Annotated in this window: 26 protein-coding genes and 1 pseudogene; 8 read left to right on the forward strand and 19 right to left on the reverse strand. The window is 44.5% G+C overall.

Annotated features, from left to right (window positions below; genetic code table 11):
- Positions 1-86 precede the first annotated feature (86 nt).
- From J699_RS04100 to J699_RS04055, 10 genes are all read right to left on the reverse strand, one after another.
- A complete protein-coding gene (locus J699_RS04100) occupies positions 87-506 on the reverse strand; it encodes a F0F1 ATP synthase subunit epsilon (RefSeq protein WP_005228378.1) in 420 nt (139 codons plus the stop codon).
- 28 nt (positions 507-534) lie between these two features.
- Positions 535-1,929, reverse strand: coding sequence for a F0F1 ATP synthase subunit beta (gene atpD / locus J699_RS04095; RefSeq protein WP_004656517.1), 1,395 nt, complete (start codon positions 1,927-1,929; stop codon positions 535-537).
- A gap of 30 nt (positions 1,930-1,959) precedes the next feature.
- On the reverse strand, positions 1,960-2,829 hold the full coding sequence (gene atpG / locus J699_RS04090) for a F0F1 ATP synthase subunit gamma (RefSeq protein WP_004773227.1): 870 nt from the start codon (positions 2,827-2,829) through the stop codon (positions 1,960-1,962).
- A 77-nt stretch (positions 2,830-2,906) separates the two neighbouring features.
- Positions 2,907-4,451 carry a F0F1 ATP synthase subunit alpha gene (atpA, locus tag J699_RS04085; protein ID WP_004773229.1) on the reverse strand — a complete coding sequence of 515 codons (1,545 nt, stop codon included), beginning with the start codon at positions 4,449-4,451 and terminating at the stop codon, positions 2,907-2,909.
- A 42-nt stretch (positions 4,452-4,493) separates the two neighbouring features.
- Positions 4,494-5,030: a F0F1 ATP synthase subunit delta gene (locus J699_RS04080; protein ID WP_004773231.1), complete on the reverse strand. Its 537-nt coding sequence runs from the start codon at positions 5,028-5,030 to the stop codon at positions 4,494-4,496.
- Positions 5,031-5,041: 11 nt separating this feature from the next.
- Positions 5,042-5,512, reverse strand: a complete 471-nt coding sequence (locus J699_RS04075) for a F0F1 ATP synthase subunit B (RefSeq protein ID WP_005228377.1) — start codon at positions 5,510-5,512, stop codon at positions 5,042-5,044.
- Between the two features lie 39 nt (positions 5,513-5,551).
- A complete protein-coding gene (gene atpE, locus J699_RS04070; RefSeq protein WP_000424060.1) occupies positions 5,552-5,797 on the reverse strand; it encodes a F0F1 ATP synthase subunit C in 246 nt (81 codons plus the stop codon).
- A gap of 82 nt (positions 5,798-5,879) precedes the next feature.
- Positions 5,880-6,755, reverse strand: coding sequence for a F0F1 ATP synthase subunit A (atpB, locus tag J699_RS04065; RefSeq protein ID WP_004773235.1), 876 nt, complete (start codon positions 6,753-6,755; stop codon positions 5,880-5,882).
- A gap of 99 nt (positions 6,756-6,854) precedes the next feature.
- Positions 6,855-7,253, reverse strand: a complete 399-nt coding sequence (locus J699_RS04060; RefSeq protein ID WP_004773236.1) for an ATP synthase subunit I — start codon at positions 7,251-7,253, stop codon at positions 6,855-6,857.
- 170 nt (positions 7,254-7,423) lie between these two features.
- Positions 7,424-8,263, reverse strand: a complete 840-nt coding sequence (locus J699_RS04055; protein WP_032870992.1) for a metal ABC transporter substrate-binding protein — start codon at positions 8,261-8,263, stop codon at positions 7,424-7,426.
- A gap of 220 nt (positions 8,264-8,483) precedes the next feature.
- On the opposite strand from J699_RS04055, the gene J699_RS04050 reads away from it, so the two are divergent.
- The 3 genes from J699_RS04050 to znuB are packed head-to-tail and all read left to right on the forward strand — an operon-like array spanning position 8,484 to position 10,555.
- On the forward strand, positions 8,484-8,981 hold the full coding sequence (locus J699_RS04050) for a transcriptional repressor (protein ID WP_005228375.1): 498 nt from the start codon (positions 8,484-8,486) through the stop codon (positions 8,979-8,981).
- On the forward strand, positions 8,954-9,742 hold the full coding sequence (znuC, locus tag J699_RS04045; protein ID WP_032870990.1) for a zinc ABC transporter ATP-binding protein ZnuC: 789 nt from the start codon (positions 8,954-8,956) through the stop codon (positions 9,740-9,742). The genes J699_RS04050 and znuC overlap by 28 nt, the downstream gene beginning before the upstream one ends.
- Before the next feature lie 3 nt (positions 9,743-9,745).
- Positions 9,746-10,555 carry a zinc ABC transporter permease subunit ZnuB gene (znuB, locus tag J699_RS04040; protein WP_032870988.1) on the forward strand — a complete coding sequence of 270 codons (810 nt, stop codon included), beginning with the start codon at positions 9,746-9,748 and terminating at the stop codon, positions 10,553-10,555.
- Between the two features lie 8 nt (positions 10,556-10,563).
- Here the strand turns inward: znuB and J699_RS04035 are convergent, their stop codons facing one another.
- Positions 10,564-11,187: a LysE family transporter gene (locus J699_RS04035; RefSeq protein WP_009510468.1), complete on the reverse strand. Its 624-nt coding sequence runs from the start codon at positions 11,185-11,187 to the stop codon at positions 10,564-10,566.
- Positions 11,188-11,341: 154 nt separating this feature from the next.
- Between J699_RS04035 and J699_RS04030 the strand changes: the two genes are divergently transcribed.
- The 3 genes from J699_RS04030 to J699_RS04020 all read left to right on the forward strand — a co-directional run bounded on the left by J699_RS04030 (position 11,342) and on the right by J699_RS04020 (position 14,976).
- On the forward strand, positions 11,342-12,262 hold the full coding sequence (locus tag J699_RS04030; RefSeq protein WP_032870984.1) for a Dyp-type peroxidase: 921 nt from the start codon (positions 11,342-11,344) through the stop codon (positions 12,260-12,262).
- A 173-nt stretch (positions 12,263-12,435) separates the two neighbouring features.
- The gene (argS, locus tag J699_RS04025) at positions 12,436-14,226 is read left to right on the forward strand and encodes an arginine--tRNA ligase (RefSeq protein WP_032870982.1); all 1,791 of its coding nucleotides are present in this window, start codon (positions 12,436-12,438) and stop codon (positions 14,224-14,226) included.
- Between the two features lie 141 nt (positions 14,227-14,367).
- Complete coding sequence (locus J699_RS04020) at positions 14,368-14,976, forward strand: SPOR domain-containing protein (protein WP_032870980.1); 609 nt, start codon at positions 14,368-14,370, stop codon at positions 14,974-14,976.
- 56 nt (positions 14,977-15,032) lie between these two features.
- Here J699_RS04020 and J699_RS04015 read toward each other — a convergent pair whose 3' ends face one another.
- The 6 genes and pseudogenes from J699_RS04015 to J699_RS03995 form a co-directional block, all read right to left on the reverse strand.
- Positions 15,033-15,686, reverse strand: a complete 654-nt coding sequence (locus tag J699_RS04015) for a glutathione S-transferase (RefSeq protein ID WP_032870978.1) — start codon at positions 15,684-15,686, stop codon at positions 15,033-15,035.
- 98 nt (positions 15,687-15,784) lie between these two features.
- Complete coding sequence (locus J699_RS04010; RefSeq protein ID WP_032870975.1) at positions 15,785-16,183, reverse strand: OsmC family protein; 399 nt, start codon at positions 16,181-16,183, stop codon at positions 15,785-15,787.
- Positions 16,180-17,126: pseudogene (locus J699_RS0218850) on the reverse strand (pirin family protein). Before J699_RS0218850 ends, J699_RS04010 begins: the two are co-directional and overlap by 4 nt.
- 168 nt (positions 17,127-17,294) lie before the next feature.
- On the reverse strand, positions 17,295-17,564 hold the full coding sequence (locus tag J699_RS04005) for a DUF2798 domain-containing protein (RefSeq protein ID WP_005228361.1): 270 nt from the start codon (positions 17,562-17,564) through the stop codon (positions 17,295-17,297).
- A 51-nt stretch (positions 17,565-17,615) separates the two neighbouring features.
- A complete protein-coding gene (locus J699_RS04000) occupies positions 17,616-17,912 on the reverse strand; it encodes a DUF3861 domain-containing protein (RefSeq protein ID WP_005228360.1) in 297 nt (98 codons plus the stop codon).
- Positions 17,913-18,057: 145 nt separating this feature from the next.
- Positions 18,058-18,585 carry a PadR family transcriptional regulator gene (locus tag J699_RS03995; RefSeq protein ID WP_032870971.1) on the reverse strand — a complete coding sequence of 176 codons (528 nt, stop codon included), beginning with the start codon at positions 18,583-18,585 and terminating at the stop codon, positions 18,058-18,060.
- A gap of 226 nt (positions 18,586-18,811) precedes the next feature.
- Here J699_RS03995 and J699_RS03990 point away from each other — a divergent pair, with 226 nt between their 5' ends.
- Entirely contained in the window at positions 18,812-19,153 is a 342-nt protein-coding gene (locus J699_RS03990) for a DHCW motif cupin fold protein (RefSeq protein WP_032870969.1), read from the forward strand.
- A 139-nt stretch (positions 19,154-19,292) separates the two neighbouring features.
- On the opposite strand, the gene J699_RS03985 is transcribed toward J699_RS03990, so the two are convergent.
- Together J699_RS03985 and guaA are read right to left on the reverse strand one after the other, a co-directional pair.
- Entirely contained in the window at positions 19,293-20,087 is a 795-nt protein-coding gene (locus J699_RS03985) for an ANT(3'')-II family aminoglycoside nucleotidyltransferase (RefSeq protein ID WP_032870968.1), read from the reverse strand.
- Positions 20,088-20,149: 62 nt separating this feature from the next.
- The gene (gene guaA / locus J699_RS03980; RefSeq protein ID WP_032882938.1) at positions 20,150-21,718 is read right to left on the reverse strand and encodes a glutamine-hydrolyzing GMP synthase; all 1,569 of its coding nucleotides are present in this window, start codon (positions 21,716-21,718) and stop codon (positions 20,150-20,152) included.
- Positions 21,719-22,161: 443 nt separating this feature from the next.
- Here guaA and J699_RS03975 point away from each other — a divergent pair, with 443 nt between their 5' ends.
- Positions 22,162-23,388, forward strand: a complete 1,227-nt coding sequence (locus tag J699_RS03975) for a DUF445 family protein (protein WP_171062171.1) — start codon at positions 22,162-22,164, stop codon at positions 23,386-23,388.
- Positions 23,389-23,397: the final 9 nt, after the last annotated feature.

The following is a 23,397-nucleotide window of genomic DNA, read 5'->3' on the forward strand; positions in this document are numbered from 1 at the left end:
AAACTTCATTCCTTTTCTATGCATAGAAAAGACAAAATAAAAAAGCCACCTGACGGTGGCTTTTTTTAATCTCGAACCAGCAATAATTAAAGTGCGCGGTTTTTGATTTTACGAATCGTTTCAAGCTGAGCTGCAGTTTCTGCAAGCGAAGCAAGCGCAGCAGCAGAATCCAAGTCACTCTTTTGGTTCGCTAGCAATTGTTCAGCTTGTTTACGAGCTTCCATAATTGCCGCTTCATCCAAGTTGTCAGCGCGAATTGCAGTATCTGCAAGCACGGTCACAACGTGAGGTTGAACTTCTAACACACCGCCTGATACATAAACGATTTCTTCTGTACCATTTTCCAACTGAACACGAATCGGGCCCGGTTGGAGCAAAGTTACGAGTGGCGCATGTCCTGGTAAAATACCAAGCTCACCGCCCGCACCTTTTGCGATTAACATCGTAACTTGTCCAGAGTAAATCGACTCTTTAACACTTACAACATCACATTGCATCGTCGCCATGAGAATCTCCTTAAATTAGAGTTGCTAATTAAAGTTTCTCGGCTTTAGCAATCACTTCGTCAATACCACCAACCATATAGAACGCTTGTTCTGGGATGTGATCGTATTCACCAGCTAATAGACCTTTAAAGCCACGAATCGTTTCTTTAAGTGGTACTAATTTACCAGGTGCACCCGTAAAGACTTCAGCGACGTGGAACGGTTGAGAGAAGAAACGTTGGATTTTACGCGCACGGTAAACAACCAATTTATCTTCTTCTGCTAACTCGTCCATACCCAAGATGGCGATGATGTCTTTAAGCTCTTTATAACGTTGCAATACGTTCTGTACAGAACGTGCAATTTCATAATGCTCAGCACCAACCACTAACGGGTCTAACTGACGTGAAGTTGAGTCAAGTGGATCGATCGCTGGGTAAATACCAGAAGATGCGATGTCACGGCTCAATACAACGGTAGCATCCAAGTGAGCAAACGTTGTTGCAGGCGATGGATCTGTTAAGTCATCGGCAGGGACGTATACTGCTTGGATCGATGTGATCGAACCAGATTTAGTCGACGTAATACGCTCTTGAAGAACACCCATTTCCTCTGCAAGTGTCGGTTGGTAACCTACTGCAGATGGCATACGACCTAACAATGCTGATACTTCAGTACCCGCAAGTGTATAACGGTAGATGTTGTCGACGAATAATAATACGTCACGACCTTTACCATTTTCGTCTTTTTGATCACGGAAGTATTCAGCCATGGTCAAACCAGTTAACGCTACGCGTAAACGGTTACCTGGTGGCTCGTTCATCTGACCGTAGACCATTGCTACTTTGTCAAGAACGTTAGAATCTTTCATTTCGTGATAGAAGTCGTTACCTTCACGAGTACGCTCACCAACACCAGCAAACACAGATAAACCTGAGTGAGCTTTCGCGATGTTGTTGATCAACTCCATCATGTTAACGGTTTTACCAACACCGGCACCACCGAACAGACCAACTTTACCACCTTTCGCGAACGGGCAAAGTAAGTCGATGACTTTAATACCAGTTTCTAAAAGGTCAGTCGAAGCTGCTTGTTCAGCATAAGAAGGTGCTTGACGGTGAATCGGCAAACGCTCTTCAGTCGCTACAGGACCTGCTTCATCAATTGGGCGACCCAATACGTCCATGATACGACCAAGAGTCGCTGGACCTACTGGAACAGAAATCGGTGCATTTGTGCTAGTTACATTAAGGCCACGTTTAAGACCTTCTGTAGAACCCATTGCGATGGTACGAACAACACCATCGCCAAGCTGTTGCTGAACTTCTAAAGTAGTTTCAGTACCGTCAACTTGGAGAGCGTCATAGATCTTAGGAACGCTATTGCGCTCAAACTCGACGTCGATAACCGCGCCGATGATCTGAATGATACGACCGCTACTCATTGCTGTCTCCTCAATTCAAACTTAATAATGTTAAACGGCAGCGGCACCGCCAACGATCTCGGAAATTTCCTGAGTAATCGCGGCTTGACGCAGCTTGTTGTAAATGAGTTGTAGGTCTTTAATCAGTTGTCCTGCGTTGTCTGTCGCTGCTTTCATCGCGACCATACGAGCTGACTGCTCACATGCAACGTTTTCAATCACACCTTGATAAACCATAGACTCGATATAGCGAACCAACAAACCATTTAACAATTCTTCTGCTTCTGGTTCGTAGATATAGTCCCAACCATAAGTACGGTTGAGGTCATCGCCTTCTTCTGCCGGTGCTAAAGGAACAAGTTGTTCTACTTTAGGCTGCTGAGTCATTGCATTGATGAAGCCATTTGAAACGAGATAGATACGATCTAGTTCGCCTTTATCAAATGCATCAAGCATTACCTGTACTGAGCCTGTTAACTGTTCCAAACTCGGCGCATCGCCAAGTTGGGTGGTTGCACCAAGCACTTTACCGCCGTAATTCTTAAAAAACGAAACCGCTTTTTGACCAATCAAAGCAAATTCAACTTCAATTGACTGCTGTTGTTGTGCTTTGACATGCTGCACAACTTTCTTGAACAAGTTAATGTTCAAGCCACCCGCCAAGCCACGATCTGAAGACACCACGATATAGCCAACGCGCTTAACCGGGCGTTCAACCATATAACGGTGTTTGTATTCAGGGTTTGCTTGGACCAAGTGAGCAATTACACGGCGCATATTATCGGCATACGGACGGCCCTGAGCCATGCGCTCTTGCGCACGACGCATTTTCGAAGCAGCTACCATTTGCATCGCGCGAGTAATCTTTTGCGTGCTCTTGATACTAGCTACTTTGGCGCGAATTTCTTTTAAATTTGCCATACGCTTAACCTAGTAGTCGAAAGCTCTTTCGAGCTTCCGAAGGTTGATCCGTGAACCAAACTTAACTAAAGATAAACTTAGTAAGTTTGAGTCGCTTTGAAGCTCTCAATACCTGATTTGATTGCTGCTTCGATGTCTTTGTTGTAATCACCAGTTTCATCGATCTGTTGCATTAACGCAGCATATTCAGAACGGAAGTAAGAGATTAACGCAGCATCAAAGTCTACGATTTTCTTCACTTCTACGTCAGCCATATAGCCTTCGTTAGATGCATAAACAGATACAGCCTGGTCAGCGATTGAGTAAGGAGCATATTGTTTTTGCTTCATTAACTCAGTTACACGTTGACCATGCTCAAGTTGCTTACGCGTTGCTTCGTCAAGATCAGAAGCAAACTGAGCAAACGCAGCCAATTCACGGTATTGCGCTAGAGCGGTACGGATACCACCTGACAATTTTTTGATGATCTTGGTTTGCGCAGAACCACCAACACGAGATACCGAGATACCCGCGTTCACAGCAGGACGAATACCTGCGTTGAATAATGATGTTTCTAGGAAGATCTGACCGTCAGTAATCGAAATTACGTTCGTTGGTACGAATGCAGATACGTCACCAGCTTGAGTTTCAATGATCGGTAATGCAGTTAAAGAACCAGTTTGACCAGTTACTGCACCGTTCGTGAATTTCTCAACATAATCAGCTGAAACGCGCGAAGCACGTTCAAGAAGACGCGAGTGAAGATAGAATACGTCACCTGGATACGCTTCACGACCTGGTGGACGACGTAAAAGTAATGAAATTTGACGGTAAGCAACAGCTTGCTTAGACAAATCATCATAAATGATTAACGCGTCTTCACCACGATCACGGAAGTATTCACCCATTGTACAGCCAGAGTACGGAGCCAAATACTGCATTGCTGCAGGATCAGCGGCCGCAGCTGCGACAACAGTGGTATACGCCATAGCGCCAGTTTCTTCTAGCTTGCGTACCACGTTTGCAATTGTTGATTGTTTTTGACCAATCGCAACGTATACACATTTAATGCCAGAGTTTTTCTGAGCGATGATCGCATCGATCGCCATTGCTGTTTTACCAGTTTGACGGTCACCAATAATCAACTCACGCTGACCACGACCTACAGGGATCATGGTATCAACTGATTTATAACCAGTTTGAACAGGTTCGTCGACAGACTGACGCCAAATTACACCTGGTGCTACTTTTTCAACAGCATCAGTAAGTTTTGCATCAATAGGGCCTTTACCATCAATCGGGTTACCCAAAGCATCTACGACACGGCCAAGAAGTTCAGGACCAACCGGAACTTCTAATACACGACCTGTACAACGAGCTTTTTGACCTTCTTGCAGGCTTAGGTAGTTACCTAAAACAACGGCACCCACTGAATCCTGTTCTAGGTTCAGTGCCATACCAAATAAGCCGCCGTCGAATTCGATCATTTCACCGTACATTGCATCCGCAAGACCGTGAATACGCACGATACCGTCAGATACCATGACGATGGTACCTTCATTCTTAGCGGTCGCGCTGGTGTCCAGATCGCCGATACGCTGTTTAATGAGCGCACTGATCTCGGATGGATTCAGTTGTTGCATTGCGCTATTCCTCAATCTTTTTTAAGTTCAGTCTTTTTGCTGTTAGGCAAGAAGACGAGTCCGCATTTTTTCAAGCTTGTTAAGCGCAGAGTCATCTATCACTTGGTCGCCTGCACGAATCACAACACCTGCGATGAGCGCCGGATTAACGTTAACAGTGACCTGAACGGTTCTGTTAAAACGTTTTTCAAGCGCATGAGCCAAAATGTGCTCTTGTGTCGCATCCATTGGGAAAGCAGATTCAATCTCTACTTCCAATGTGTTGTTGTTCTGCGATTTAAGTAATTCGTATTCTGCAGCGATTTCAGGCAGTAAAACCAAACGATCGTTATCCGCAAGCAATGTCAAAAAGTTAGACACTGATTGTGATTGATCTTCACCTAAAACCTTTGCAAAAAGACCTACTTGTTCCGCAGGAGTCAGCTCAGGGCGATTTAAATAAGCGGAAAATGCTTCGTCTTGCACCGCAGCACCGAGCAGTTGTAACGCATTTGACCAAGCGTCAGTTGCATTCTGCTCAGATGCATAAGCAAATGCTGCTTTGGCGTACGGGCGTGCTAACGTCAAGAGTTCAGCCATATTCGCCTCGCTTAAAGTTTAGCAGCCAGCTGATTCAGCATGGCATTATGAGCTTCTGCGTCAACTTGTTGGTTCAGAATTTTTTCTGCGCCAGCAACTGCCAAAGCAGCAACTTGTTGACGTAATTCTTCGCGAGCAGAATTGATGTCCTGATCAACAGTTTCTTTCGCCTGTTGACGAATACGCTCACCTTCAGCAGATGCCTGGGTACGCGCTTCTTCGATCAATTGTGCTGCACGACGGTTCGCTTGTTCGATCAATTGAGCCGCTTGTGCTTTTGCTGCGTCTAACTCTGCCTTAACTTGTGCTTGCGCATCAGCAAGGTCAGCTTTAGCTTTTTCAGCAGCATTTAAGCCATCAGCGATTTTACGCTGACGCTCACTAATCGCATTGATTAGTGGTGGCCAAACAAACTTCATGCAGAATGCGACAAAGAACGCAAATGCAATCGCTTGGCCAATCAATGTGAGGTTGATATTCATTTCGCTATTCCTCAATATGTGGATTTAGGAATTAAGCTATTAACCTACAAATGGATTAGCGAAGATGAAGAACAAGCCAATACCAACACCGATCATAGGCACAGCATCAAGAAGACCCGCGATTAAGAACATACGAGTTTGAAGTTGTGGAGCCAATTCTGGTTGACGAGCAACAGCTTCTAAGAAGCGACCACCTAAAAGACCGAAACCAATCGCAGTACCTAAAGCACCGAAAGCGATCAAGATAGCAGATGCAATTGCAACTAGACCTAAAGTGAGTTCCATGAAAAATTCCTCAGAGGTTAGGTTATTACCAAATTAAACTAAAATTTAAGCCCAACCATCAGGTGACAGTTAGGCAATACCATTAATGCTTTTCGCTTGCCATGCTCAAGTAAACGATGGTCAGCATCATAAAGATAAATGCTTGCAGCGTGATTACGAGAATGTGGAAGATAGCCCAAGGCACAGATAACGCCCACTGGATCCAGAACGGTAATAATGCGATCAAGATGAAGATCAACTCACCCGCATACATGTTACCGAACAGTCGTAGAGCCAACGAAACTGGACGAGCAAGGAAAGTTACTAATTCCAAAACTAAGTTCACTGGAATCAATAACGCTTTTGCAAATTTGTTACTTGGGTTGAATGGGTTAAGTGCCAATTCACCGACGAAACCGCCGATCCCCTTCTCACGAATACTGTAGAACAAGATCAAGGCAAATACTGACAAAGACATACCTAAAGTAATGTTAGGGTCAGTAGATGGAACAATCTTGAAATACACGTGGTGAGGGTCCATACCAAACACACTTGCACCAATTTGTTGAGCTAGGTAAGGAACCCAGTCAACCGGGATTAAGTCCATTAAGTTCATGAGGAAAATCCACACGAAAATGGTTAATGCCAATGGCGCAATTAAGCGTGATTTGCCGTGGAAAGTATCACGAACACTTGAGTCAACAAACTCGATAATCATTTCGATTGCTGACTGGAATTTTGTTGGCACACCTGCGTTAGCAGCTTTTGCAACAATCCAGAACATCAAACAGAAAATAACACCAAGTCCGATAGACCAACCCATTGAATCCAAGTGAATTGCAGTGAACCCCATCGATTGAGCTTCTTCAGCAGTCTCAGCCAATTTCCATGTACCGTCAGGCATTTTGCCATAGGTCATATTGGTCAAGTGATGCTTGATATACTCGGTCGAAGTCAGGGCATGTTCTTCAGCAGCCATAAATCACACCTGGTCAATGTCAATCATTAAAAAGAAGAGAAACGAATCGTGCGGATGGCAATGATTCCGCTTCTACTTCCAAAAATCTTAAAATGTGTCTTACACTCGCTTTTGTAGACGCGCCACCCAAAATGGCGCGACCCACGACATCGCTTGTACGAGAATAAATCCACAAAACAATGCAACCGGTGACAGCGGTTTAACATTGCTCAAAATTAATATAAAACCCACGATCACAATCGCAAACTTACCGAGCATCCCTCGGTACATATTCAGCATGACTTGTTTTGATGCTCTTGCGCCTGCCGTTCTAAACGACTGCCAAGCAAAATAACAATGTGCCAACCAACATACCAAAGCCCCAAGCGCAGCACTCAAAGCAGCAGTTGTGTCTTTCATTGCCCATGCCAGCAAAGCGGCAACGGGAATCATACATGCTTGTAAGAAGACCAAAGCTTTTGCTAATCGTCGGTCAATCATGCGACTAGTTTGGCTCATTTTTTACCCACTTACAGCAGAACTGCTTGACAAGTTTTAATCATGATCGTTTCGAATCGCAGGCATTATAGAGTTACACCCCTGAACATGCAATCTTTTCTCGACTTAAGTCTGGTTTTTTCGTTAGCATATTTTTTGACGCTAGAGTCAATTGATTTTTATTTTTTTCATCAATTTTGTGCACTTATTACGCATTTATCGGTTTTTGAAGCCAATTTTTTCCACGCTGTTACAAAATTGTCCTCACCGCGCATGCTTTCATCAACGGACTGGAAAACTACCGGGTTCATTTTTTGGTACTGACTCGAACTTGCTGTCGTTTCGGCCAATAAGCACATTTTATTCTGCGGACGATTGTCTCTTAAGTACTTAATTTGCGCTGCGGTCGGTGCAATATGCGGATCATCGGTCAAAGCCCCTGCAAATTTCAGATTTAACGCTCTTTCCAGATATTGATAGGCATCATGATAAGACCAGTAGCTTTTGGCCTTGCTTGAGCTTTCATATTGTTGTGATGCCTGCAGCATCTGCTGTGAGAATGCTTTGGCGTTGGCCATATATCTGGCTTTACTTTCCGGATTTTGCTGTGAACGCAAGGTCGCGATAAAGAAAGCAATCCGCACTGCATTGTTCGGTTCTAACCAGACATGGCTATCTACGGTATTGGCCAATGATGCGCCACGCAGGTTACGTTGCGGCAACACTGTCAAGATCCCCGAGTCCAGCAAGGCAATCGCCTTACGATTGTGACTCAACATCTTTTCCAGTGGCGCTTCATGCGACTTGCCAAGCCAGATCACCAAAGAGGCATCCTGAATTGCTTTACGGTGCGCCGGGGTCAGTTGTACATCGTGGCCACTTTGGTCTTTTAGCAGAAGAACCGGCTCTTCTACCCCTTCTGTAACTTCTTTTGCAATCAGGTAAATGGGATGTGTTGAAACCACCAAGCTTTGTGTCCAGCCCCATGTGCTTAACATTGAAAACAAGACGAGAAGGATTAGGCGGGACATCACAAGATTACTCAGTTTGGCGAAGCATGTTATAATATAACAAAAGTTGTAAAATACCTATGTCTATTTTCAGATTTGCCGCGCGATCCGTCGTGCCTTTCACTTATATAGATAGTTATCCTAAATTGCATGTTATGATAATAGGGCTATTGAGACATCAGCGAGCCATTAGGTGCCAGTGAAGAATCAATAGGCTCTACAAAAATAATGAGGTCAATCTATGAGTTCTTGTTCACACGAACATGACAATGCTTTACATGGTGTGCACGGTCATCACGATATTAAAGCGCGACTTGCTGAAGCAGAGATTTTATGTACTGCGGTTGGCGCACGCCTGACACCTTTGCGTAAAGAAGTGCTTGAACTCATATTGAATGCCTCTGCACCAATGGGTGCCTATGACTTATTGGCCAAGATAAAAGGTCAGGCCGATCGCCCTGCTGCACCGCCAACGGTGTACCGCACTTTAGACTTCTTATTGGAAAAAGGTCTGATTCATCGTTTGACCTCTATTAATGCCTATATTCCCTGTTGTCATCCGCGAGAAGGACATCAGGCTGCATTTCTGATTTGCACCGAATGCCATTCTGTTAAAGAAGCTTCTGCGCAGGGACTAATTCAACAACTGGACCAACTTGCTGCCTCAGACCAGTTTTCTGCTCAACATAGCATTATTGAAATTTCTGGAAAATGTCATCAGTGCAGCACACTTCAGTAAGCACTCCACTTATTCAACTGGAGGGTATCTCGGTTCAACGTGATGAACGGGATATTTTAAGAAATGTCGATTTTTCGCTGCATCCAAAAGAAATTGTGACGCTGATCGGTCCCAATGGTGCAGGTAAATCAACTTTAATTAAAGTGCTGCTCGGGATCATGTCGCCGACCAAAGGCAAAATACATTTCTCAAAGAAATTAAAGCTGGCTTACGTTCCGCAAAAGTTTAATCCTTCTGCCAGCCTGCCTTTACGGGTACAGGACTTACTGGATCTGGAAATTTGCGAAGCAGGTTTACGTGCAGAAATTATTCGTGATACGGGCATCCAGAAGTTACAGTCATCTAAAGTACAGCAGCTTTCTGGTGGCGAACGGCAACGGGTTTTACTGGCACGGGCGCTATTACGCCAGCCTGACATTCTGGTACTGGATGAACCGATGCAAGGTCTGGATATCCAGTCCGAAGCCGAACTCTACGAATATGTACGCAGCCTGCCAGAACTCTATGGCTGTGCCGTCTTGATGGTGTCGCATGATTTACAGTGGGTCATGCAAGGTACGCATCGTGTAGTCTGCCTGAATAAACATATTTGCTGTAGCGGTTTACCTGAAAGCATTCAGCAACACCCTGAGTATCAGGCCATTTTTGGCACCCAACGGATGTTCTATCAGCATCATCACAATCACTGCGGACACAGCGACCATGCCGAGCCCTGCTCACATGATCCACGCCCCCATATTCACCCTGAGCCAAAGGTCTAAGCCATGATGGAATGGTTACAACTCCTGTTACCCGCCTGGATCATGGGGTCATTGCTGGTGTTCCTGACCGCGCCACTCGGCTGCCTGATGCTATGGCGCAGAATGTCATTCTTTGCCGATACCATGGCCCATGGCACCCTGCTTGGGGTCGCGATTGCGGGCATCCTGAATTTACCGTTGTGGCTCGGCGTGGCCTTTCTGGCAGGCTTATTGGTGGCGATTTTATGGGTGCTGCATGACTCGCGCCTGCCGAATGATGCGTTGCTGGCTTTAAGCTCTGCCACCCTGCTCTGTTCTGGCCTGCTGTTGATCCAGCAGGTGCCAAGCTTGCGCCCAGAGTTGCTGAGCTATTTATTTGGTGATCTGCTCAGTATCGAATGGGCTGACTTGCCGATGTTCGCTGTGGTCATTGCAGCTGCATTGGTCGTGCTGTACCGTTCATGGTCAGCGCAGATCCAGATTGCGATTGACCCCGATATTGCCATGAGTGAAGGCGTCAGTGCCAACTGGCAGCGCCTGATCTTTATGTTATTACTGGCTTTATTTACCGTTCTGGCGTTACGTGCAGTGGGCTCCTTACTGATGGGCGCCCTATTGGTGATTCCAGCATTAAGCGCTCGTCTGCTGGCCCACTCTCCAAAACAAATGGTGATCTGGGCCTTTGTAATGGCTCAGATCGGCGTGACCGTCGGTCTCTGGTCGAGCGCGGCCCTGAACATTTCCACCGGCTTAAGCATTGTGCTATGTATGTCGTTGTGCTTTGCCGCGATTTTCATTGTGCAAAAACTCAAAAGCCAGACTCAAACAGCCTAATCAGGCTGTTAACCTGATTGTTGGATCGCACTTAATAGGAGTGCTGCACCACTAAACATCACGGCAAACCCACGATTTAAATACTTTTGTTGTGTTGGTGAGCGCAGTAATCTGAGAACTTTGGATGCCAGTCCGGTATAACCCGCCATCACAATCAGGTCGATGCTTACCATGGTAATGGCCATGATCAGGTACTGTAACCATTGCGGTCGGCTCAAGTCCAGAAACTGGGGCAACACCGCAAGCAAAAACACAATCGCTTTAGGGTTACTCATGTTCACCACAAAACCTTTCATGATTAAGGCGAAAGCGGATTGATATTGTTCCTGCTCAATCTCAATGGTTTGAATCGGTGCAGTCCACTGTTTATATGCCAGATAGACCAGATAAGCCACGCCAAACCATTTTACCGCCTGGAACGCCCAGGGTGTGGTTGCAAACAGCACCCCCACCCCTGCAGCCACAATCATGAATTGAACAATCAATGCCACTTGTAAACCAATTGCATTCCAGTAGCCATGCCGAAAGCCATAATTGAGACCACTCGACATGGAAGCGATGGCACCTGCGCCCGGTGAAATGCTAATCACCCAGCACGCCAACATAAAAGCAAACCAGACCTGCACAGACATAACAATGTTATCAACTCATAAAAACTAAATTATATCGATTTAAAGCAAGAACAGATGACATTACAGGCAATAAAATTGCACAAATATGCTACTCAGCTGCAGCGACATCAGGCACAATTATTCTTTTTATCCCTTAAAAGCTAAGGAGATTTTAATGACTGCGCAATCTGTCATTCTTCCATTACCTTCTGATCATGCACGCTTTATTGTTTTACGTTTAAAAGACCTCACCATTGCCGAATTAAAACAACAGATTGAAGCGCTACTCTCTACGCGTGACCGTTTAATCACGCAACATCCGAATGACCAGATTAAAACAGCCATTGCATTTGGTCCTGAACTTTGGGCTCGACTCTACCCGCAAACACCTGCAGGTTTTAAACAACTTGACCCACAAAGTGGCGCATTTAACATGCCAGTGGTGCCTGCTGATGTCTTTATCCATATTGCCAGCGCCCGTGCAGATATCTGCTTTGCCATGAGCCAGGCCTTCTTTACCGGCATTCAGGATAAAGTTGAGGTACTGGATGAGCGTGCCTGCTTCCGTTTCTTTGACGGTCGCGACATGACCGGCTTTATTGATGGAACAGAGAATCCACAGTTCCCTGACGATCGTGCTGAAGCGGCTTTACTGCCTGAACAAGCGGGTGCATTTGCAGATGGCAGCTTTATCTTTGCCCAGCGTTATACCCATGATCTGGTCAAATGGCGCCAGCTCAAAGTCGATGCACAGGAACATGTATTTGGTCGTACCAAACTGGAATCGATTGAACTCGATGATGACATCAAACCGGAAAACTCCCATGTCGCACGCACCGTGGTGGAAGATGATGAAGGCGAAGAAATGGAAATCTTGCGCCACAGCCTGCCTTATGGAGATGGCAAAGGTGAACAGGGGCTTTTCTTTGTGGCGTATACCAATAATTTAAGCATTATTGATGAAATGCTGAAACGCATGTTTGGAACAGCCGGAGATGGCATCCATGACCGTTTGTTACATTTCACCACGGCGATTGATGGTGCTTATTATTTTGCGCCAAGCGATGAATTGCTGGAACAGATTTTAGCAGATTAAAAAATCAAAGATGCTATGTTATTCAATGGCATAGCATCTATTCTGCAACTACAAAAACAAGAACTGACAAAAGATTTACCGGAATATGTCAATTCCTGCCAAATCACTCTCCCCTTAAGCCTGCAAAGTTTGCTATATTTGACGTTTTTCCGCGACATTTATTTTCGGTAACTATGAATACGGCAATACAAGCAGCTCTTGATCATGCGGTACAAACCCTGCAACAGCAAGGTGTACTCCCTTCAGATTGGACCAACACGAGCCATTTAACCCGTACCAAAGACCGAAGTCACGGAGACTTTGCTTCAAATATTGCCATGATCGGTTCTAAAGCCGCGGGCATGAAACCACGTGACCTGGCTGAAAAAATTCTGGCAGCACTTCCAGAAGTGGCAGACATTACCAAAGCAGAAATTGCAGGTCCGGGTTTTATCAACTTCTTTTTAAATGCAGACCAGCGCTATGCTGTGCTCGACCAGATTCAGGCACAAAAAAATGAATATGGTCGCAGCCAAGCCAATGCGACTAAAAAAATTCAGGTCGAATTCGTTTCTGCAAACCCGACCTCTAGCCTGCATGTCGGCCATGGTCGTGGTGCAGCGTATGGCATGACCGTTGCGAACTTACTCGAAGCAACGGGTGCAAAAGTTGATCGCGAATACTATGTCAACGATGCTGGCCGTCAGATGGATATCTTGGCGACTTCAACTTATTTACGTTATTTAGAATTGACTGGGCAAACACTGGTTTTCCCGAAGAATGCGTATCAAGGCGACTACGTTAAAGAAATCGCACAGGAAATTATTGATAAAGATGGCAATGCACACGTTCGTGCTGTTGCCGACATCTATAAAGATGTACCAGAAGATGTGCAATATGCTGAAGAGCTTGATGCTGAAGGCAATAAAGTTATACTTTCAGGCGATAAAGAAAAGCATATTGATGGTTTGATTGCGAACTCGCAACAACACTTGGGTGCAGCTTATCGCGTGTTCCATCAGGCAGCTTTACATGCCATTCTGGATGATATTAAAGATGATTTAGCTGACTTTGGTGTCACCTTTGACAAATGGTTCAGCGAAGACTCATTGACTGACAAGATTGATGAAGCACTTGAAACACTGGATCAACGTGGCTACCTCTACGAAAAAGACGGCAACATCTGGTTTAAATCAACTGAATTTGGTGATGAAAAAGACCGTGTGGTCAAACGTCGTAACGGTCAAACCACTTACTTCGCATCTGACATCGCTTACCACTTGAATAAATTACAACGTGGTTATACAGACCTGATTGATATCTGGGGCTCAGACCACCACGGTTATATTTCACGTGTCAAAGCGGCTATTGATGCCATGGGTTATGATTCGAAGAAACTCACCGTACTTTTGGTTCAGTTCGTCAGCTTATGGCGTGGCGGCGAGATGGTGCAAATGTCATCGCGTTCAGGTCAGTTCGTGACTTTACGTGACTTGCGTAAGGAAGTGGGTAACGATGCTGCCCGTTTCTACTATGTGATGCGTAAATCTGAACAGCACATCGACTTTGATCTTGATCTTGCCGTTTCACAAAGTAAAGACAATGCGGTGTATTACATCCAATATGCGCATGCACGTATTTGCCGTATGTTAGAAAAAGCAGCGACGACTGGTCTTAATTTCGACCTCAGCGCAGCACGCGAACATGCCAACCGTTTAGAACTCGATGCTGAAACCGAGATCTTGTCTAAACTTGCCGCTTATCCAGATATTCTGGTACGTGCAGCCAATGCCTACGAACCGCATCAGATTGGTAACTATCTTAAAGAGTTAGCTGCCCTATTCCATGCTTGGTACAATGAACATAAAGTATTGGGCGATGATGTGGCACTGACACAAGCGCGTTTGTTGCTTTCAATCAACGTCCAGCAAGTATTACGCAATGGCTTGGAATTGCTCGGTGTATCAGCGCCTGAGACGATGTAATCAGCAAAGCTTAAAGCCATGTAAACTTAAGCCATCGTTGTTAAACAATATGGTAAACAAAGCATTATTTTTAAACATAATGCTTTGTTTTTAAGTAAACTCAAGTTACAAATAAATCAATAGGATCAAGAGGAATTTCCGGTGTTTGGAAAAACGCAACGTGGTGTATCTGAACGACCAAACAAGCCTAAAAAACCGCTCATTCCGAAGTGGTTAGGAATGCTTGTCGCTATTCTTGCGATCCTATGTGCAGCTGTGATGCTGATGCTTTGGCAGCCTTGGCAACCTGTCCCGACCAAAAATCAGGTTACTTCCGAGCATTACCAAGAAGAAAACACCAATAAAGATTACCGTTTCTATGATTTGCTGCCTCAACAGCAAGTGACTCCAATTCCTGAACAGGCAGTGCCAGAAACCAAGCAACAAGGTAATGTGGTGATTATTGAATCACCAAAACCTGAAGCCCCTGCAGCAGAAGATCCAGCGGGTCTCACCCCAAGTGAGCCTGTTGCACCGGCACACGCCACTTACATTTTACAAGTACGCAGCTATCCTGATCCGGACAGTGCCGATGCACGTCGTGCCGAAATCATCTTGAATGGCTTGTCTGCAGATGTGGTGAAAAGTGTGGAAAATGGTCAGACCTGGTATCGTGTGTTCTCTGGCCCTTATGATAGCCAGGACTCAGCACTTGCAGCGCAACAGACCTTACAACATAGTGGCATTGATTCGATTGTGATCAAACGATAAACAGATACCGATTAAAAAAAGGGGAGCAATGTACTCCCCTTTTTTCATCTTCAATTTTAGGCGCACTGCGAATGCAAGCTTTTCTGCTCCGCCCTTTGAAAAGCAGAACGTTGCTGAACACGTTGAACAAAAGCCTGAATATTCGGATATTTGCCATGCAAGCGGTTTTGAATGGCAATCAGTGGAAAGGCCATTTGAATATCCGCAAAAGAAAAGTCACCCGCAAAATAATCATGTTCTGATAAATATTGCTCAAGATACAGAATATGTTCTTTTACTCGTGGACGTACAAAACTGGCTTTTACCCCACCGGTAATTTTCTCTGCAATCGGACGAATTACCCAGGGTACATGCTTGCTAACACTATTCATCACCAAGGTCATCACCAGCAAAGGCATTAAAGAACCTTCAGCATAGTGCATCCAGTAAGCATACTGCCGTTGGTCTTTGTCGGATGTCGGCTTGAATTGTTGTTGAGAATCATACTGTTGCTGTAAATAATCCAGAATCACGGCAGACTCTACAATCACCTCGTCATCATCTACCAGAATCGGTGCTTTACCCAAAGGATGAATATTCTTGAGACTCTCTGGTGCCCCATAACTCGGCAGCCTTTGATAATACTCAACCTGATAGTCCATCCCAAGTTCTTCTAATGCCCACAGGATACGAAACGAACGTGAGCATTGTAGATAATGTAAGGTAATCATTTTTGTGCCTGCTTTTTTGCTGTGCAATTGCGATTTCAGATCCCTCTCACAATTGCACTTAGAATTATGTTTTGCCCAAGCACAATAGCACTTTAGTCTTAAAGAATCATGGTGTGAATGTCTAAACTACGTAACAAAGTTTTAGTCACCGGGGTTTTACTACAGACATTGAGAAGTTTTTCTTGCAAGTCCTGTGACACAGGTTGCCGGAATACAACTCGGCGTTCAATACGCTCCTGCTGTTCCCGATTGGTATGAAAATCAACCTCAACCGTAAATTCACCCAAATCGATCTGCTTATGCTGCGCATACATACGCAAGGTGATCATGGTACACGAGGCCAGACTGGCCGTCAGGAAATCATATGGCGCCGGGCCTGTATCATGTCCACCAAACTGTTCGGGCTTATCGGTAAGAAACTGATGTGTGCCGCTACTGACCTCACCTTTCCAGGGTTCAGGCAAGGTCAGGACTTTGCTGCTGGCAATGATGCTCATTTTGATGCCCTCATCTGGTCTGGTAATACCGGCGCTTCTAAGCGCTTGCCTTGATAATCAGGAATTTCACCAAAACGTACATCATGATTAATCCAGTCTTCGCGTGCTTGCTGCAAGTCTTGCATGGTACGTCCTACAAAGTTCCACCACAGCAGGATTGGTGACTCAAACGGCTCACCACCAATTAACAGCAAGCGATGGTCTTGACTTAACTCGACCTCAATTTCGGTCAATCCAGTGTCCAGTACCACCATGTTATCAGCGGTGAGTTCATGCCCATTCACACGCGCTGTGCCCTCTAAAGCCATAAGGGCATATTCAAATTTTGGATTAAGTGGAATACGGGTTTTGGTATCGGCTTTTTCAGTTAAATCAACACCGACCAAAGGGGATGCACCTGCACAGGTGAGGTGGTATCCAGAAAGTCACCGACCAGCACGGTAAACTCAACCTGATCCTGGCTGACCACTGGCAATTCAGGGTAATGCTCAAACTTAGGATCCATATTGAGCTTATCATCAGGCAAGGCAATCCAGAGCTGCGCCGCATGCATTTTGGTTTCGCTATCAGGCGCCACTTCAGTATGCGAAATACCACGGCCGGCAGTCATCAAGTTCACCTGTTTAGGACGAATCAACTGTTTTGAACCCAGACTGTCGGTATGCATCATGGTGCCTTCAATCATCCAGGTAAAGGTCTGCAAACCGATATGCGGATGCGGTCCTACATCCAGACCATCGCCCGCCGGAAAACTGACTGGCCCCGCATGATCAAGAAAACACCAGGCACCCACCAAGCGCTTTTGGCGGCTCGGTAAAGCCCGCTTAATCACGGTTCCTTTCCCAATCTCAGCCGAGTGAATGGTAAATTCCTGAATAAATTGATTGATATACGTTTCACAGTCTTTTGAATCAGAAATATCGTATTCATTATTATTGCTCATGATATTACTCTCTTCTACCTATGCCATTGCAATGAGTCGTTTTATTGATCTTAACAATACCACCCCCATTCAATATAGTCTTTTGGTAATACGCAGAGTGTCATGCATGAGACAATCTTAGTCCCACATGGCATAAGAACTTATCTTTAGCACTGAACCATTCAATAATTATTTAGGCTGCATGTCGACAATCAAAGCCGTTAGACGCCGAACCAATGGCAGTAAAACCAGCACCAACGGATAAGCAATCAACCAAGAAAACATCCATGTCGCCGACCATTTATGCAGAAACTCTGGAATAAACCCTAGGCTCATCCACATATTCACAAACGACAGCGCTCCACTCATTAAAAAAGATAAAATCAGCGGCAAAATCCAGGCCGCATATTTGGCAGGCAATTTACTGATCAGGCGTGGGGTTATTTTCAATTCCTGCATGTTAAACGCGCTTCCATAAAATCAGATTGATCAAGGTGTACTGTTTCATTTCTATTTCTTCACTTGCTGTTTAAGATGCTTCATAAATTGACCAAACTGCGGCCAGAAATCTTCAAAGAGTGGATGATCACGATGTTCCAGCATGACTTCACTAAACAGCTTTAAACCCACTGCAAATGATTTGGTGGTTTGATCATCAAAAAACTCGCCCTTCTTTAAACGCTCAACAATCTCGAAAATGTCATCATGATTGCCAGTATAAAATTCCAGACGTTCGGTATAGGTCGACGCCTGTCCTTTGTTATCTTTTAAGTGTTGTACAGTCACATGATATTGATGTTGTTTCATCGTTCTACTCCAGAGTGCTTAGGCACTCTTCTTAATTTCGACCTGCGTCAGGCCAACCTGATATGGGTTAAATACCACTTCTAATGAACGTAGCAATTGCACCTGTTTGATTTCTTGCTGTCGCGCTCACAGCTTTCATTCCCGTCTATAGCCGCCCAATGGCAATCGCGGCCTGATCGATCTGCTCTGCAATCTGGTGAATTTGCTCGGGCTTTAAGTCCGCGATATTCAGTTTTAAACGTAATGCGGTTTTGAGATTTTCCATGGCCCGGTGAATATCTATCAGCTGGTCATTATTGTGAATTTCACGTCTTAGTCGCAGCTTTTGTAGAAGTGCCAACAGCATGTCTTGCTGCTCTTTTAAATAGCTGTCGCCATAGTCGGTAATCTGATATTGCTTACGTTCAGCATCAAGCAACGAGATGCAATTCATCTCTTCCAAAGCTGTCAGGGTGGGATAGATAGTCCCTGCACTGGGTGAATAGCCATCGCCGACCAGATCACTAATTTCTTTAATGATTTCATAGCCATGCTTTGGACTTTGCTGAATGAGATGCAGGACCAAAAGTTTCATGCGGCCTGATTCAAAAAGGCGTCCACGGCGGCCTGAGCGATGCTGCTCTGCATGCTGAAGATCACCTTGGCTGCCGTGATGAGCTGATGCCTGTTTCATCTTTATTGTTCTCGGATTGCTTAATTTATGCATATTAAGATATATCTTAATATATCTTATAGCAAGTTAAGATATATCTTTAATTTTTAAGATTTTGATATCTAATAAATTATTTTTTATAAAAAATTTTTAAGGTTGCGTTTTTTAGCTTTTAGGCTGAATAGAACGATTTGAACTATTTTGGTCATTGCTGTAAAAATAATTAAATGTATGGAGTAAAAATGATATGAATATTGCACCTTTCCCATTTCAAATAACCGATTGGGCTCAAATAGAAAAAACAGAGCATTATGGTGAAACAGGAATAGCATATTGGAGAACACAATATTTTGGTGAAGAAGGCAATAAAATTAGAGTAAGACTCGTTGAGTATTCTGCTAATTATTTAGCTGATCACTGGTGTGGAAAAGGTCATATCTTATTCTGTTTGGAAGGCGAGTTAGAAAGCAGATTAAAAGATGGAAGGAAATTTATTTTAACCTCAGGCATGAGTTATCAAGTGGGTGATCATTCAGAACCTCATCAGTCTTTTACTTCAAAAGGAGCTAAATTGTTAATCGTTGATTAATCATCAAGCTTCTGCTTCAGCAAGTTGGATATGTCTTAAATTATATAAAATGAGGAATAGATGATTTTTCAAAATAGAAAAAGAGCACTTTGGTGCTTTTGCTAGAATGAATTTGATTAAGAAATTGCAAATAACTTCTTTATTCATCAATCCTTAATAAGCCTCTCTGTCTAAACTGTTCATCAATTTTTGAAGTCAGGAAATCAACAACAGGTTGTAAAGCATGATGCTGTTGTTGCCAGTTTTGCTTTTCAATCCCACCTTTATATTCTTGCACCATTCGCTGCAAAACAGGCTGATGTTGCGGTTGTAACTGAGCAATCACCCATTGCGCAGCCTGATCTTTAGGTGCAATCTCATTCGTCACCAAACTAAAATAAATACGGCATAAGGCCAAAATCTGGTTACGCTCATCCGCATCTTCATCCCAATGCGCCACTATCGATGGATAGGTATCTGCCATCGCCTGCCAGAGTTGCTGATCCGGAATCATAACCGACCAAGAATTTAGATCTGGCCCAAACAAGGTTTGGTGATGCATTTGCGCTTTCTTCAGCAAAATACTCAGATCTGGGTCTGCATGTTCGCTAAGTATATCGCCTTGGCTTAACTCATCCCGCAACCATTCCCCAAACTGTAGTTCGTAGCTGAGGGGATAACTTCCCGAAAGAATATGGTCTTTGCGTACGATGGTGACTTCAAGTGCACGATGTGCAGCACCAATCGGGTGCGAAATTTGTAATAAGGTTTCTGCCAGTTGCTGTCGTTGCGGAAGTGTGATTGCTTGACTCAGCACAACCAGAACATCCAGATCACTTTCTGGACCTAGCCCGCCATCAACAGCTGATCCATACAGATAAATGGCAAAGAGGGATTCACCCAAAAGCTGCTGTAAATATCCTGTTAACTGTTCCAGTTGCAAGGTTTCGGACATGCTTTACCTCTTTAACAATCGCATAAAAAAAGGCAGGATGTTCATCCTGCCTTTTCATTTAATTATTCCCACTCAATCGTAGCTGGTGGTTTAGATGACACGTCATATACAACACGTGAAACATCTTTAATTTCGTTCATGATACGGGTTGAGATTTTATCAACCAGTTCATATGGCAAGTGCGCAAAACGGGCTGTCATAAAGTCAACCGTTTCAACCGCACGAAGTGCAATCACCCATGCATAACGACGGCCATCACCGACAACACCGACTGATTTCACCGGTTGGAAGACCGCAAATGCTTGAGCAGTTTTGTCGTCCCAGCCGCTGTCACGCAGTTCTTGCATAAAGATGTCATCTGCAAGACGAAGAATATCAGCATATTCTTTCTTCACTTCACCCAAAATACGCACGCCCAAACCTGGACCCGGGAATGGATGACGGTAAATCATGCTATGCGGTAAACCAAGCGTGGTACCTAATTTACGGACTTCATCTTTGAACAGGTCACGTAAAGGCTCAACCAGATCAAAAGCTAGATCTTCTGGTAAACCACCCACGTTGTGGTGTGATTTGATCACGTGTGCCTTACCTTGCTTGCTTGCAGCAGATTCGATCACGTCTGGGTAAATCGTACCTTGCGCCAGGAATTTCACGCCATCCAGTTTACGCGCTTCTTCAGCAAAGACTTCGATAAATTCACGACCAATGATTTTACGTTTTTTCTCAGGATCAACTTCCCCTGCCAATGCCGACAAGAACCGTTGTTCAGCCTGTGCACGGATTACACGGATGCCCATGTTGTCTGCAAACATCTGCATCACTTGATCACCTTCGTTTAAACGAAGTAAACCATTGTCTACAAATACGCAAGTTAACTGGTCGCCAATGGCTTTATGCAATAGCGCAGCTACCACTGATGAATCTACACCACCAGATAAACCTAACAGAACTTTTTCATCACCGATTTGTTCACGTAACTGTTCTACACGTAGATCGATAATGTGCTCAGGGGTCCACAAACCGCGGCAACCACAAATCTGATGAACAAAGTTAGACAGTAATTCAGCACCTTTGGCGGTGTGAGTCACTTCTGGATGGAACTGAACGCCATAGAAACGACGTGCTTCATCACTTACTGCAGCAAATGGACAGCTTGGCGTGCTTGCAGTCACCTGGAAGCCTTCCGGAATCGCACTGACTTTATCGCCATGACTCATCCAGACATGGAGCTGGTTTTCGCGATCTTGCAAGTTACCGATCAATTTATCACGGACCAGAATATCAACTTCCGCATAACCAAACTCATGTACTGTGCCCGGCTCTACCTTACCGCCAAGTTGCTCAGACATGGTTTGTAAACCATAGCAAATACCCAATACCGGTACGCCTAATTCAAATACAACTTGCGGTGCGCGTGGGCTTCCCTCTTCATGTACGCTCTCAGGGCCACCTGATAAAATAATCCCGTTCGGATTAAACGCACGAATGTCTTCTTCAGACATATCGAATGCATACATTTCAGAATAGACACCCGCTTCACGTACACGACGTGCAATGAGCTGGCTATATTGAGAGCCGAAATCCAGAATAAGGATACGATCTTCAGTAATTTGAGTATTGGTCGTCATGGTTCATCTTAAAGGCAAATGAATTAAGCGCCACATTCTAACATTTTTCACGCTTTGACGCACCGCAATTCATCATCTATCTTGTTTTTTAATTGGACCTGAAAATCGGCACTGAAATTTAAAGTAAAATTCCATAAATACCTCCAGAATAAGGAGAGTTAAATCAACAATTCTTGCCTATTCTGCTCAACACAAAACAAAAATTGGTGCTAAGATGATGACTCGAAATAGGGATTACCACGGACAGGTATTCAATCGACAGCATCATTGCCTTTTTATGCGATTGTGATGTCCTGAATGAAAGGAAAAATAAAAAGGTAATTAAGCATCACAAGGTCTTGGTAAATCACCAAGGTCCTAAAACATTTTACTATCATCTAGCGCTTGCCCGACTACGAGCAACAATTAGGACTTGAAGGACCAATAAAATAATGTTTCAAGAAATGATTGCGGATTTTCACCAAAATTTCTGGCTATATATTTCCATTCCCTTTATCAGCGGCTTTATTGGTTATGTGACCAAAGTCATTGCCATTCAAATGATGTTTTCTCCCCTCGAATTTAAAGGGTTAAGATTATTTGGACTTCCACTCGGATGGCAAGGGATCGTGCCGCGCAAAGCTGAGAAAATGGCAACCACAGCCGTTGAGCTGATGACCTCCAAGCTCATCAAACCTGAAGAAATCTTTGCCAGACTCGACCCCAAACGGATTGCCCAGGAAATCGAAAAGCCGTTAATGGCGGCTGCAGAAGATATTACCCGAGAAGTCGCGCAGCAATATCAGCCGGGGTTATGGGAAGGCATGCCAGAGTTTGCCCGTCAGCGACTGATCAAGCGGGTTCAGGCCAAAGCCCCGGAAATTGTTGAACACATCATGAGCGAAGTTCAGAAAGATGTGGCCAAGTATTTCGATATCAAGCATATGGTGGTCAACAACCTGCTCAAAGATAAACGCCTGCTGAATGAAATCTTTAAAAAAGTTGGCAAACAGGAATTCAAGTTCTTTAGTAATGTCGGTTTTGTATTTGGTTTCGCGATTGGTGTGGTGCAGATGCTGTGCTGGATCGTCACACAAGGTAAATATCCATGGATGTTGCCGATGTTTGGTGGCTTTGTCGGTTTCTTTAGTGACTGGATGGCGCTGCAAATGATGTTCCGCCCTTTATATCCGAAAAAGATTATGGGCTATACCTGGCAAGGTTTATTCATTAAACGTCAGAATGAAGTAGCGGCTGATTATGCAGCCCTGATTTCAAAACAGCTCCTCACCTCACGTAACATGATGGAAGAGCTGTTTTCCGGCACCCATTCCGACAAAGTCATCGAACTGGTCAGCCGTCAGGTCAAACAGGAAATTGATTTACAGGCCGGTATTGTTCGCCCACTGGTGGTCTACGCCATTGGCGGTGAAAAATATCAAAACCTGAAGGCTGATGTGGCGGAGCGGATTTTAAAACAGCTTCCAGACACCATGCGCTACGTGGAATCTTATGCTGAAGATGCCATGAACGTGCGTAATACTCTGGTTGAGCGCATGCAAAAACTCAGTCCGGAAGAGTTTGAAGGCATGCTGCGTCCGGCCTTTAAAGAAGATGAATGGTCTTTGATTATTGTCGGTGCGGTACTGGGTTTTCTGGTTGGGGAAATGCAGATTCACTTTATGCTTTAAAGTAATGAA

This window comes from Acinetobacter sp. 1000160 (genome assembly GCF_000588715.1).
GTDB lineage: Bacteria > Pseudomonadota > Gammaproteobacteria > Pseudomonadales > Moraxellaceae > Acinetobacter > Acinetobacter courvalinii.